Genomic DNA, 13897 nt, shown 5'->3' with positions numbered 1-13897 from the left:
TCGCCACGCACTACCTCCCGAACTATCTGGGCTGGTGGCGGGCACTCGACACGCGCCGACTTGATACGCCCGACAAGATGCTCCTCGCCGCTATCGGAGTATTTCCACAGGCAACGGTGACATAGCCTTTCGAAATGCTGCGGTTGCACGGCCTGGTAGAAATCACGCACGCCGATCCGCAGCAATTCACGGCCGCCACTGCTGGTTTCGCAGGCCACTACGGTGCTGCTGGTGCCGAAGTCGATGGCTACTGCCCGGCGCTGAATGTCGCGACCAGGGTCGCGTGCAATGATGGCAAAGCGATTGGAGGCTTCCTCGGCATCCCCCCACAACTCCCACAAACCTTTCTCCGGATCGGTCAATTGAGCGTTGCTCAAGACGGGAAGACGACAAGGGGTGTAATCAAGTTCGGAGAGCATCGTATCGATCCATAGCGCCCCGGGACTGAGGGTCAAATCAGTGTTTTCAGCACTCGTCAGTGTGTAGTGTTCGATAACGAGGGCTGCTTGCAGTTTTTCAATTGAGAGGCCGCAAAATCGCCTATCTGGCATGATAGTCTGACCATTTGGCTCGACCAGATACCATGCCCTATGGCACAGATCGGCGAGCATCTCTTCCGGTGTTGCGTTTGCCCAGAATTCATTAAGCGGCAGCAGCGTGCCAGCTCCGCCTGGCTCAATTTTTATTCCGGAAGAGGATTCAAGATTGCATGACCCCATCGCCGTCAGCCAGACGGCACTGGGCCTCCCCTTTGTGGTGAGAAGGCCGAGTCCTTTTCCAGATCTGTAGGGGTTGGTTTTACCTTGAGAAAATTCGATGAGTTCGGATTTCGTAGGTAATCTCCAGTTGGACAGCCCCCCCCATTTTCCTGCCTTGACAATCTCCTTCCCTTTTTCATGGGAAGTCCTGTCAAGAATCCCTAGGGCTTGATTGAACTTGGCTGTCACATGAGGCGATGTTGCTAATTCAGCGGAAATTCTTGAAAAGGCTGAGAGAAAACCGTTACTCACATCCGCGATTGAATTCATGTCAAAGTCTGAATCCTGCGGATGTTGAGCACTCTCCCGTGTTCCTTCGCATGCCCCCCAAAGCAACTTATTAGCACTCTGAAGCAAGGCAACCGAGGCGTTTTCTAAGAAACTTTTGACGAAAACGAAGGGGTGATCGCGCAAGAACCTGCCCAAGATTGCAGCCGACGGGTAGTACAAGTTTTCACGTGTATCTAGAAAACCAACGGCATTCTGCAGATCCGTTTCCCCCGCCGGTAGTACATGCCAGAAACGGCTTTGCATCAAGGTATCGGTAAATTCGGCAAGATTGTCGGCGTGTTGCTCGGCAAGATTCATGGCGGCTAGGAATTCAAAGTGAAAACGAAATACTTTTGTCATGCACGGCAAGCGGCCGTGTTCTGAAATCAATTCAGGCCAGTACAAATTTCTGCATGACAGCTCCCTCTTCCTCGACCGGACTTGCCACGGCGGCGGTGAGTTCTATCTCATGTGGGCTGCAGGCGCGAGCATAGAGGCGGGCGCCGGGCGGTGCTGCGGCAAACTCAAGGCGGTGTTTAGTCAGTTCGGCATCACCATCAGCTAAGCCTACATGCGCGCGGGGGCTGAGAGTGATGTAGAGATTGAACATGCCTTCCTGCAAGGGCCCGACTTCATGCCAGTGGCCGTAGGTTGCGGAGGGTGTCATGATCGGCTCGAATTTGCGGCGTCGCACCCTGCCGACAAACCAGGCAAAGGGGGCCTGGCCGTCATGGCGACGGTACAGATGATCCACCAGCAGCGTGTTTTCACCTGGCACCAGATGCAGCAAACCTAGCGCTACGCCAGTTTTGGCGGTGGGGGCATGGGGGTTTTGCTCATCCATTGGCAGGGGGGGATGAATGATGATTTCGGGCGGATTCTCCCCAAAATGGTGGCGCAGCAGCGCTGGCCAATGCTCGCCAGCCGTGTCGAACAAATCGCGGATATGGCGTGAGCGGCTGCCGTTACCGGCTAGTAGGATGTGAATGGGCGCTACCGGCAGTTCGCTGCGTATCCGCGTCAGATCGGCAAGAAACGCATGTACGCCGGCTCGCATGCGCTCCAGCAACAAGGCATCGAGAGCGGCAGAGTCCAACTCCAGTTCGCACACTTGTTTCTGGCCATTAGCATCGATTAATTCGATCTTGATCTGGGCCGGCAAATCTGGTTTGTCACTTTCTAGGAAAGGCCGCAGCCAGGCGGAGAGCATGACGGTATTGGTTTGTGCGGCTTGCGTCTGTGCCAGGAAAGCCTCGCTGCCAGCAAAGGGATGGGCATCAATCGGGCGTGTGAACTGGATGCGATGGCGGCGCAATTCGTCCAGGTTGCGCTGGAAAGTCTGATAGACCATATGTTCGATGAGGTTTTCACCGCCCAGATGCTTGTCGCCGCTGTTGGCGAGATGTTCGAAAACCTGTTCGTAACCGTTTTCCTCTTCCTCGCCGTCGGCCCAGCGCAAAAAGCCAAAATCGAAATCGGTGGTTCCGCCGCCAAAGTCATACACCGCATAGGGAATACCTTCCTCGGTCGGCTCCACTTGCAGGTGCGACAAGGCCGCTGCCGCATAGGCAGCCGGTTCGCTGGCCAGGGCCTGGACAGTAAACTCATTGAGCGTTTCCGGGTGATGGCTCACCAGGCTGTGCGGCAGGCTACGTTGCAGACCACGGCGGAAACTCGCCAGAATGCGGTCGCGCACCTCTCGTGGGTATTCCACTGGGAAAGAGAGGTAATACTTAAGAAACAGGCCATGTCCGCGCCAGTTGATTGCCATGCCCAGATACCAGGCATACAGTTCGATGGGGTCAAAGGGATCGTCGATGTTCACCTGCAAGGCTTGACCACGCAGCGGGTTGCGCTCGCTGTGCAAGGGCAGTTCGATTTCCTGCCCCTGTCGGTCAGTCAGGCGCACGCGGCGGTGTTCGCTATCGCGCAGCGCCCACTGCTTCAAGCGCGGCAGGATGCTGGCGAGAATACGCGTATCGCCGGGATTGTCGCGAAAACTCGCCTGAGCTTCGTGGGCGGCGCGCATCCAGTTCCAATCCAGCTTCGGACGATAAGCCTGGCTCGTCCAGGCTTGCTGGAAGGATGCAAAATCCAGGCATTCCAGCACGGTGGGGTTTTCGAAATGCTGCGGCTGCACGGCTTGGTAGAAATCACGCACGCCGATCCGCAGCAATTCGCGGCCACCACTGCTGGTTTCGCAGGCTACCACGGTGCTGCTGGTGCCAAAGTCGATGGCTACTGCCCGGCGCTGAATGTCGCGCCCGGGATCACGGGCTATCAGGTTCAGGCGCTTGCACAGCGCAGCATCCTCCCCCCACAGCTCCCACAGGCCCTTTTCCGGGTCGCTGAGTTGGGCATTGTCGAGTTCCGGCAAACGGCAGGGAGTGTGATCAAGTTCGATGAGTTCGATGAGTTCGTCGCGAAGCGAATAAGCGGCGGGGTCAAGAATAAACGCTTGCGCCTCGCTGTTCTTGTCTACGTTGAGTAGGCGTATCCCTTCCTTCTGTATGGTCAACAGACGGGCTTCAGGAGAGAGACTTTCCCAACGGGTATCGGGCAGGTTGAAGGTTTGGGCATTTGGGTTGCGTAATGTCCATCCTCGGCGGATCATTTCAATGCTGATTTCAATGTCGGACGCATTTTTTAAAAGCGGGTGGCAGGCAAAAATATATCCCGGCGAATCAGATATTCCCCAACAACCACTGTCCGTATCGGTCCTCCCCTGGATGGTGAGCCAACAGTACGCGGAGGGGTTTTCTGCCGCAAGAAGGCGATATGCTTTACCGGTACGGTAAGGGTTTCCATTCGCGCTAGCAAAGGAGTAGAGCTCATCCTTGCTAGGCAATAGCCAACCCGACAAGTCCGCCCAACGTCCAGCGCCGACCACTACACTGCCGTCTTTAAGGCTGTATTGCTTAGCAGTGGTGGCGTTGCTCCATAGCAGCTTTGTTGCAACGTGCAAGGCAGGAAGTGCTGTCCCATCCTTTTGAATTTCCACAAAATTATGTGGAGTGAGAAAGGTGCGTAGTTCAGATACGGGTGGGTAAATTAGATAGGTCTGGGTATCGAGGATGCCCGTTGCTTTTTCTGCCGACGTTTCGCCGGGGGGGAGGATGAGGCTGAAACGCTGGGCTTCCAGCTTTTCGGTGAATTTCGCCAGATTGTCGGCGTAGCGGGTGGTTAGGTTCAACTCCGTGGAGGCGGACTGCATAGTGTGTTTTTCCGTAGCCATGAAGTTGCCAATGTAACGATCAGAATGAAAGATCCAACATATGCGAAGGCTTACCGCGTACTCACCAAGGCCTTGCAACTCAATCGGCTACTGCCATCCGCAATGCCTGGCAGGCGCAACTCATTGATTTTTTCGCCGCTGGTGGTGTGCTGGCTGCGCAGATGGCGCTCAAAGTCGTAGGCCATGCCAGGCGCGACTTCAACCAGTTGATAGGGCTTACTGCGCCAGTTGTGGTTGTACCAGGAGAGCGCCGCGGCCAGCAGGGCGCGTTCTGCTGTATGGGCAGGGCGGTTTTCGGCTTCGCAGCGATCCTTCAATGCCGCCCACAGTCGTTCCAGATTGTCGCGTTGGGCGAGTACGGCCACGATGCGGATCAGGGCCTGGGTAGTGTCGCTGGGTAGATCGGTCAGTTCCAGGCGGCGCGCCAGTTCGACATCGTCGCGAAGCAGCGTGAGTTCCGCGGGGGCCGTGCCGGCACGGGCAAGCTCGGTGCGGGTGGTAGTCAGTTCTTTTTGTGCCTGCTGCAGCTGCTTTTCCAGTTGGCGGAATGCTTCTTGGGCGCTGGTTTTTTCCTGCAGCAATTTCTGTGTGGCGGCACTGCATTGCTTGAGGTCGTGCTGCAATGCCTGGCACTGCTGGCGCAGATCGTCCGCCTCGGCTTCGGTGCGTAGCTGTGCGGCGGTAGCAGCTTGGGTTTGGGCTGCAGTGTCCTGTAGTCGTTCGCACAAGTCGCTCGTCTGCTGTGCCGCTGGTAGCGGATAACTGCCTTGCGCCGTACCGGCAATAGCTCGAATCAGGTCTTGCAGCGGGGAATAATGTTCGAGAAGGAGGCGGAGGTCTGGGAGCGTCAGTTCCTTCATCATGAATGTTCCGGGCGTTTCGTCCCATTGTGATAGGAATTTCTCCAGCCGCGTACGGCGTTCCTTATCCAATTCCTGTACTGGAACTTGCCCCATAGAATCATTCTTATCTTTTTTGGCCATGCTTTAACGCCTTTCCAGTTCGGACACCATTTCGCGCATTTCAGTACGCGGATTCAGTTTCTGTCGCTGCGGCAAGCGTTTGACGAAATCGACGATCTGCTGTTGAAGATGAGCCGGCAGGTTGCGAAAATCCTTTTGCAGGACGCGCAGGGTTTCTTCGCTGGGTTCCGGGTAGGGATTCTGGATGTCCAAAGGCTCCACCCGGCCACAGAGCAAGGCGAGATCGGCTGCGCCAAGTACTGTAAAGATGCGTGGGTAGAGTGCAGGCAGGAAACGCACCAGGTTCTCGGCATCCACCCGTTGCAAGGCCGCATTCAGGGCGCGTAACTGTACGTTTTCCTGCTGTAGCTGCATCCGTTCCGCAAGCAGTCGTGCCGATTCGCTGTCATGTTCGCGCGTCAGCGCATCCTGCATCTGCTGGCGCTCGGCCGCATCGTCGGCACTGATCAACCAGGGGAAGATCAGTTGGGTCAGCGTGTGTTTATCAGCTGCTTCAGACTTGGGGTCAAGACCAAAACGGGCTGCCAGCCATTCCCAGGACAAGGCCTGCAAACGGCATTCCGGCGGATTCAGTTGTAGTAAGCGCGGTACAACACTGCCCCAAAGTCCAAAACCTTCCTTATCGAGTAGCCAGTGCGCAACATGAAAAGAGATGCCTTCACCGTGCAGGCGAGCACTTACATCGGTCGAGGCTTCAAGCAAGGCCTCTGCCCGGTTTATCCGTACCGTATCCTCACCATGAATCGGAATGGCGCGTGGTTCGTGGGCGGGCTTGATCAGCCACGCGGATAACTGGTTTTGCAGCAAGACAAAAAACAGTGCAGCGCTTGAATTCATTTTTCCGTTTCAGGTAGAAAGGTTGGCGTTGATGAGATGGGCTTGAGAGGGGATTCTTTTTGCATTTCTCTCGCCGGGTCGTAGTTCTGCATACGCGTCATCTCGGCAGAGAAATCTGAAAACCCATGTTTGCTGTGCATGGACTCGGGGATTCATCTTCGGCTTCCGAGGTGTTTACGGATTTGTTGATACTGCTACAGATCGAACTGAATAATCCAAATTCAAACTCCTTGAGCCTGACTGTGCTTTGCTTCAGCTTGTTTGCCCAAGTCTGCAAAGTTATCCCGAGCTGCATGCATTTCATCGTAGTGCGTATCGAGTTCGGTCTCACTCATGGCGCTGCCGTCCGGGTTGATCTCAAGACGTTTTTCCAGGGTACGTGTATCTCCTGCCGAGAGCCGCTTTTCCAGATAGGAAAAAATATCGCCGCCCAGTCGTCCAGTGCTCACCAGGGTTTGCATGCGCTCTGGAGTGAAATAGCCGGGATTGGCCATGGGCAACAGCCACATGCCATTGAGGCTGCCTCGATTCAGGTTGAATTTTTCTTCCGTGGCAATCGTGCCTACGCCCAGGCCTGCTACCATTTTTGCTGCTGAGTTGCGTTTTGCGCTTTGTTCCGGGTCCAGCTTGAAATCACGCAGCGCGGCCATGTATTCATCGAATTTTTCGAATTTGTCGATGGTGACACCCTTGTCAGCGGCCTGCAGGGCGCGATCTCCCATCTCTTGTATATCCTCATTGGGCTTGAGAATACCCAGTGCTTGTAGAAAGGTATTCGCAAACTTGCCGAGCGCGGCAGCCACCGGCGTAAGCGCACTAATGATGCCGCCAACGACAGTGCCGATTCCGGTAGCGAAAGAAGAGATCGCGCTTCCAATGGCGCTACAGGCGCTCCCGATAGCACTGCCTACGCTGCTACAAACGCTGCCGATTGCGCTGCCAATAGAACTAAAAAATCCCATGATCGATCTCCTTTTGCTGCTTCAGCGTTGATTGCCTTCTTCGATCTGCTTCGAAATATTGGCCCATGCATCCCGGGATGCGTGCAGTTCGTCATAGAGCTTGTCGATTTCAGCGCCATTTGACGATTTGTGCTCGACAGTGGCCTCATAAGCCCTTTCCAGGTTGCGCGTTTCGCCTGGGGATAATGCCTTGTTCAAGTAGGCCAGTACTTCATTGCCCAGGCGCCCGGTCGTGATCAAGCTTTGCATGCGCTCCGGCGTGAAGTATTGCGGATTGACCAAGGGCAAGAGCCAGACGCCATTGAAGCTGCCATGATTGGCATTGAATTTGTCTTCCAAACCAATCGTAGCAATACTGATCCCCGCCAGAAGCTTTTCGGCCGGGCTTCGGTTTTTCTCAAGCTCGGGGTCGAGTTTTAGGTCGCGCAGTTCTTGCATGTAGTCGACAAAGCTGTCGGAGTTTTCCAGCTTGATGCCTTGGGCTGCAGCCTGCAGAGCACGCTCTCCCATGGACTCGATGGTTTCACCCGGCTTGAGAATGGAAAGATTCTGCAGGAAGGCATTGGCAAATTTGCTGATGGCTTCCGCCAAAGGCTTGAGAGTTTGAATGGCATCGGCCAACATGGGGCCGACGCTGGCAGCGAACGATGAAACAGCCACACCAATCGTGCTTACGGCAGACACGATTGCGCTGCTCGCCGCAGTGATCGCTCCGATAATGAGTGGAAGTACCATGGAATTTCCTTTTTGCTGTTTGTGAATCAGAAACTTTTGAACTTACTCAGCGTGTTGCAAACGGCATCGAGGTCGGCGCCTTTTCTACCTTTTCTTGTTGTGCTGAGTATTTCCCTGAAATCGTCGAGGGTTTTTGCTTCAGAGAAAACACCGACCAAGATTTCAGATGCGCGACTGGTTGCGTTTTGATCCTCACGTGTTGCCTGCAGCGAAGGCATGTCCTTGACTTGAGTGTGTGGGCGCGGATTGGCATCCAGCAGCAGCGCAAACCAAGCTGCAGCGATCAAGGTTGGTGGGAAAGCTTCTCTTATTTCTGCGCTTTGTTGGTCATGGCTTACCTGTTGAGCCGAAGCTATCGGCTCCCACTTCGCGTGCCAATCCTTGTTTCGCTGAAACTCCTGCTCTGCACGGTTACGGGTCTTGTCGTCAGCTGCCAACAAGCGCAGTAACTGGTTCTGAGCCTGGCGCGTCTCGCGCACAAAATCGGCAAAGCAGACCGGGTCATCCTGCTCAGCGCTGAGCCAGTTCAAACGGCAAAACTGAGGGTAATAGTGGGTACGCTCCTGCCAGAGTTGTCGGATGCCGAAACCCAGCAGGTCGAAATCACGGCGGTTGTCAGTCTGCGCCCGGTCGTTGCGGATTTTGGCGTGTGTTGCACCATGCCAGCCACCGCAGAAAACCACAGCTTCGCCTGTCGCGAGATTGGGCAGGAAGGCCCGCTGCTCGTCGTCCATCATCATGGATTCGCCCATGGCACGGCGATCGTCTTCGGCAAACAGTCGATGTACGATCTTTGTGTGGGTATTCTTGATGACATCCGGAATCAGCTTGGCCGGAATCTGGTCCGCAATGATGAGGCCGGCACCGTACTTGCGCACTTCGGCCAGCATGTCGGCAAATGATTCGACCGCCATGGCGGCCGCCTTATCGCCGGCTTCGGGGCGAGAGAGCAGGCGGTGGGCTTCTTCGACTAGGGTCAGTTGGCGGAAGTCCGGGTCTTGCTGATACAAGTCCCGAATGGCCTCGTTCAAACTACCCAGCAGCAGGGCCATGAGCAGGGCTTTTTCTTCGCCGCTTTGCAGTTCTTCCAGTTCGATGACGGAGCGGCGCTGCAACAGGGCTTTGAAGTCGATGGATTGCGGTACGTCGAGTACGCCCCCGAGTGTTCCATCGGTGAGGCTGCGCAGCCGGGAAACCAGTGAGCCCCGATATTTTTCTTCAAACTCCTTGCCCAGGCCGTACTCCGGAATGAGTCGGTCCAGTTGACGAATCATGTCGCTCATGGTTGGCCAGGCGCGCGTGATTGGAGAAAATGGATCGCCACCGAGGAGAAATTCGTTTTCGTCGATGTCCCAGCCCTTTTCTTCGTAGGCCGCAAGAATGGCAGCCTCGATCATCATCGGCATGGAGGCTTCAAGAGGAAAAACGGCGGCAAAGACGTTTTTTACGAAACCTGCGTGGCTTTTGATGCGCTGCTCTTTCCGTATCAGTGCAAAGGGATTGAGCCGCAGGCTCTGGTGTTTATCGCCATTAGGACGGTAGTAGCAGATGCCGTCGAGCTTGGCGGCGAGTTCCCGGTACTCGGTTTTAGCAGGTTCGATGACCAGAAAGGGCAAGTCCGATTCGAGCAGCAGATTCAGACAGGTATTGGTTTTGCCCGCGCCTGTGACACCAGTGACAAACGTGTGCTTGTTCAGATCCGCCTTGGAGATGCGTACCCGGTTGTTCGGGTAACGGCGGCCACGGTCGATGACCTCACCGAGATCCAGCGCGTTTTCCCGAGCGGTATCTGGTAGGGCGACGATGAAATCCACCGATTTGCGTCGCCGGATACCCTGCAGTTCGCGTTCAGGCAAGCTGGCGACGATCGCCAATTCATCAGCGGTAAACAGACTGCCCAGGCTGTTGCGTGGGCCGACGTGCAGACTGTGAAACAGGAGTTCCTGCGCGTCTTCTACCTGCTGTTCAAGCGTGGGCAATTGCAGCAGCCGCCCGCGTGCAGCCTGGGGAAGATCGTGAATCTCGAGCGGGCTAAGCGTGGTTTCACTGCCTTGAAAAGTTGCTCGAACGGTGTTCTTCAGGCGCCTGTAAGTAGATTGGTTTTCGGCAGTGAGATAAACCGCACTATGGAACAGACCTTTGGTCAAACCGCGTTGCAGCCGGGCAATCAATTGTTTGTCGAGGTAGTCCATCAAATGCTGGGCGCGTTTGTTGGAAATTTCCTGCGTGACGCCTACAGTGCTGCCCTCGGTATCGGAGAGGCTGTGATTTTCGGAAGCGGTTTGGGTATAGGAGGTGCCTGTATTTTTGCTGTGACCCTCGTTGGTACCCACGTTCTTGGTCTGGGATTCGCCTGAGTTGGTGCTACTGGAACTGGAGGAGCTGGAAGATGAGTTCTTGCCGGCAGAGCTGCCCCAGTTCTTGGTCTCCGAGGCTCCTTCATTCTTGCCCCAGTTTTTGCTGATACCTTCGTTACTTCCCTTGGCTTCACTGCTCCCGGTGGAAATACTCTTCTGCCGGCTGGTGTTGCCGCTGGCTTGAACACTGGTGCGAACGAGGCCGGCGAGCTGGGATGACAGGGCATAAGCCGTATCCAGTTGGCCTCGAATCTGTTCGCGCTCCAGTGGCTGGCTGATCACGGCAAGTTGCCAGCGACTTGTGCTGAGCGTGCCCGTACGGCTGCCCGACTGCAGGGCGCGCACAAGGCGATCAATGCTCTGAAAACTCTGCTCCTCACTGCCTTGTTCATCTTTATGGCCCGTAGGGGCACCCAGCATGACGCCTTGGTGAGTGGTTTGTTGCCAGCGCTCGAAAAGCTCTACACAAGCATCCTGGGAAATTTCCCTACCGAAATTGATCCCTGGGAGGTGGCCTTCCAATGCGCCACGCAGATTGATCATGGCTTCGTGTACATCTGCGCCAGCAAGGTCTGAGGTGACACCGAAGTACAGATCAACACCGCTCGGGCTGCCGTCAAGTAGATAAAGGAGGCGTACTGGGTTGGCCGGGTCAAGACTTGCGTAGACGTTGGCCAACGCATGGCGGTAGGCCTGATGATTTTCTTCATTGATTTCATCAAGACGAATCAGCCGTGTCTGTGCTTGAGTCTGGAGCGGGGCTGTAAAACCAAGAAGCGGAGCTTGCTGCAAGGTCTGCAACAGATTCTGTTCGTCTGTAGCCAGGGTAGGAAGCTTGAGTGTATTTGTCATGTTGATCGCTGCAGTCAGGCAGGTGCGTCTAGGATCTTCAGAGCTAAAGCAAGGCTATTGTTGTCGAGATTTTTCAGTGTGTGGCTGGGCTTCGCCATCTGTCGGTGCCTTGAAAGGCATTGTTATGTCTCAATTCCTTTTCAATAGAGACGCAATCAAGGAGATAGCCAAGTTCGCGATGCCAGCCTGTTTTATGTCGAGTTCCTTGTTGCCGCATTTTGGGCATGTCTCTGGTCTGTGTTCGATCAGTGCATCGGACCGAGGGGCATAGATGGTTTGCCAGCCACAATTCGGACACTGCATGAGCTTGGGGTGGGGCTTGATCGGCATGACGATTCCTGTTCGTCGAATGAAGACCTATGCTTTATGAGTTCGGTACGCAGAAGGTCTTCGCAAGCGGAGTTTCAACGTGCTCGCCATCGTCCTGACTTCCTGATGCTGGTCGTTTCATCTTAACGATGCTAGGCAGATTTTCTGAAGGGTAGTGTTCGCACTAAAAGCCTGCCCAAACTGGGGGTCTGAGAGATTTTCAGATTGTTCATCAATTTGCTGTGAAGTGAGTCACTTTCATGGCTGCGGTCGTTGGCGAAGCCAAACTTAGCGAGCAGTTTTCGGGAGGGCAGGGAAGAGGCTGATAGCCATCACTGTCCGTACCGGTTTAAAACTGACCAGGTGTACCGGTTGAATTTTGACCAGGGACGATAGCCGCCCGTCATTCAGGCGGCTGTGGATAAGTCTATCGGTTTTTCCCTTCCTGGGAACCTCCTTCCGCACCGATGGCGAGGTGCGTGTTGTCGATGCGCCCTCCGCGCAGGGCGGAGCCCGGAGCGGAGGGCGCCTTTTACTCTGTCAGCGCCTTCAGGAGCGCATCGCGCGCATCCTGGTAGAACTCGATGTCGAGCTTCGTGGCCATGTCATCCGAAAGGTCGAAGAGCTGGCGCCGACAGGCAACCGGTAGCAGCAAGGACTTCGCTCCTTTCTCAACCGCCTGCTCGGCCAAGGTGACCGCGTTGTGTATCGGCTCGATGGTTCCACCGAGCGTAACCTCACCGACCACGATGAGGCCGCCACGCACCGATTTTCTGAGGAGCGCACTGGCCAGCGCGATGAGGCACGCTACCGAAGTCTTTGCGCCGCTCTTGGCCGCATCGAAGCCGCGCAGCTGCACCGAGAACTCATGTGCCCTGGGGTCACGGTCGCCCACCAGTTGCGGGGCCCGCGCGTACAGGTTTTGCTCGGCGCAGCGGATTGACTCCTTGAACGCCGGCGGGACCGGGTTGTTCAGCACACGGACACCGCTGCCCGGGCCTTCGGTCACTTCCAGCCGGAACAACCCGGCATGCTCATCCTGGCCCCCGGGGCTGAGTGTCCAAATCTGCCCGCACTCAAGGGGCTCGTCACCAATGCCCGCCTGGCTCTGCAGCTCAGGGGTGGACACGAACTTCTCGACCCCTTCGGCCCCCAGGGTATAGCTGAAGTGCGTGTTGCGGAACTCAGCGGCACCGATGCGTTTCTGCTGCTCCTTGACGCGCCGGCGCACCTCGAGGGCCAAACGTACCGCCCATTCCAGGTCCTCGTCGCTGACGGGCGTCTCTGCGTTGGGGTAGAGCAGCTTCAGCAGCCCGCTTACGGTCTTGTTCACGCCGTTCAGGTCTCGACCTGACAGGGCGCCTCCCCAGAAGACCCGTCCCTGCAACACCGAGACCCTGCTCTGATTGCGGAGCTGGGTGAAGCACTCCGACAGGAAGTCGCTGACAAGGCCGAAGTGATTGGTGAAGAGGCTGGGGTTGAGCTTGGGCACGTCCCAGCCAGGTAAGTAGCAGTGAATGCGGTCCATGAAGGCCGTGTCATCCCTCATCTCGGGGGGCAGCGGGCCGAACAGGTGGCTGACACGCTGCTGATGCTCGACATCCACATCAAAGTTGCCCACCAGGACAATGGAGCCGTCGGCGCGGATGCTTTCCTTGCCGCGGGAGAACTCGCCGCTCTCCATGTAGCCTTTCATGATGTTCACGCCGTCCTTCTGGTCGAAGGAAACGCCCGATACTTCGTCGAAGCACACCACGTCGTACTGGCAGACCAAGCCACGCTGACCGCTCGCGTTGTTCACGAACATGCGGGCCACCGTCGCCTTCCCCCCTGAAATCAGGTGCGCGTAGGGCGATACCTGCTGGAAGAGGTGCGACTTGCCAGTCCCTCTGGGGCCGAGCTCCACCATGTTGTAGTTGCGCTCGACAAAGGGGACCATGCGCAACAGGAAAGCGTCCTTGGCTCTGTCACTGAGCGTCTCGGGCTCGAGCCCCACACTGCGAAGCAAAAAATCCTTCCATTCGAGCGTGGTCAGCTTGTCCCGGCCGGCGCTCAGGTCTGCCAGCACATCCCGCTTGGACAGCTGAATGGCGCGCAGAGACTGCACACCGAAGGGGCGACCGCTCTTTTCCTGGGCAATCGATGCATCGTAGGCCAGGGTGACCTCAGCGTAGAAGCCCCCCGTCAGGATGCGCTCGTGCTCCTTGATGAGGTCCGGGTCAATCCGGACATCCGTGAGGCGCAGGCTGGGGAGCGAGGCGACGTACGAGTCGCTCTTGGCGTCAAGCCTGGCTGTGATGATGTCGATGATTTTGACCGAGCCAGACTCCCGGGCGCGCGCCTTGAAAAGCTCCTCCTCCCCCGCCTTCACCGTTCGTGACGAGAGCTGGCGCTGGACGATTTCCAGGCCCTCCTGGATTTCGGCCTCGTCGGTGGTGGCGCAGTAGCGGCCGAGCAGGAACTCCACGACGTAGGTGGGAACAGGAAACTGACGACTGAACGTCCGCACCAGGTCCTTGCGGACCACATAGCCTTCAAAGGCTTCCGTGGCCTTCCTGTCCAAGTCATCGAGTTGCATCGTTCAATACCTTTCACGGGC

8 protein-coding genes and 1 pseudogene are annotated in these 13897 nt (G+C 56.3%); 2 read left to right on the top strand and 7 right to left on the bottom strand.

Annotated features, from left to right (window positions below):
• Positions 1 to 125: pseudogene (locus tag PHI64_RS19725) on the top strand (IS1595 family transposase); the annotation flags it as partial.
• A gap of 9 nt (positions 126 to 134) precedes the next feature.
• Complete coding sequence (locus PHI64_RS19720; protein ID WP_299886747.1) at positions 135 to 434, top strand: hypothetical protein; 300 nt, start codon at positions 135 to 137, stop codon at positions 432 to 434.
• Between the two features lie 985 nt (positions 435 to 1419).
• Here PHI64_RS19720 and PHI64_RS19715 read toward each other — a convergent pair.
• From PHI64_RS19715 to brxL, 7 genes are all read right to left on the bottom strand, one after another.
• The gene (locus tag PHI64_RS19715; RefSeq protein WP_299886744.1) at positions 1420 to 4242 is read right to left on the bottom strand and encodes a hypothetical protein; all 2823 of its coding nucleotides are present in this window, start codon (positions 4240 to 4242) and stop codon (positions 1420 to 1422) included.
• A gap of 71 nt (positions 4243 to 4313) precedes the next feature.
• Positions 4314 to 5246: a hypothetical protein gene (locus PHI64_RS19710; protein WP_299886741.1), complete on the bottom strand. Its 933-nt coding sequence runs from the start codon at positions 5244 to 5246 to the stop codon at positions 4314 to 4316.
• A 3-nt stretch (positions 5247 to 5249) separates the two neighbouring features.
• Positions 5250 to 6083, bottom strand: a complete 834-nt coding sequence (locus PHI64_RS19705; RefSeq protein WP_299886739.1) for a hypothetical protein — start codon at positions 6081 to 6083, stop codon at positions 5250 to 5252.
• Between the two features lie 221 nt (positions 6084 to 6304).
• On the bottom strand, positions 6305 to 7045 hold the full coding sequence (locus tag PHI64_RS19700; protein WP_299886736.1) for a hypothetical protein: 741 nt from the start codon (positions 7043 to 7045) through the stop codon (positions 6305 to 6307).
• 21 nt (positions 7046 to 7066) lie between these two features.
• Complete coding sequence (locus tag PHI64_RS19695) at positions 7067 to 7780, bottom strand: hypothetical protein (protein WP_299886733.1); 714 nt, start codon at positions 7778 to 7780, stop codon at positions 7067 to 7069.
• A gap of 26 nt (positions 7781 to 7806) precedes the next feature.
• Positions 7807 to 10989, bottom strand: coding sequence for an ATP-binding protein (locus PHI64_RS19690; RefSeq protein ID WP_299886731.1), 3183 nt, complete (start codon positions 10987 to 10989; stop codon positions 7807 to 7809).
• Between the two features lie 841 nt (positions 10990 to 11830).
• Positions 11831 to 13876, bottom strand: coding sequence for a protease Lon-related BREX system protein BrxL (gene brxL, locus PHI64_RS19685; protein WP_299886728.1), 2046 nt, complete (start codon positions 13874 to 13876; stop codon positions 11831 to 11833).
• Between the last annotated feature and the right edge of the window lie 21 nt (positions 13877 to 13897).

The organism is Zoogloea sp. (assembly GCF_028689785.1).
Lineage (GTDB): Bacteria > Pseudomonadota > Gammaproteobacteria > Burkholderiales > Rhodocyclaceae > Zoogloea.
Note: the sequence above shows the minus strand (reverse complement) of the source record. Positions and strands in the feature narration are given on the sequence as shown.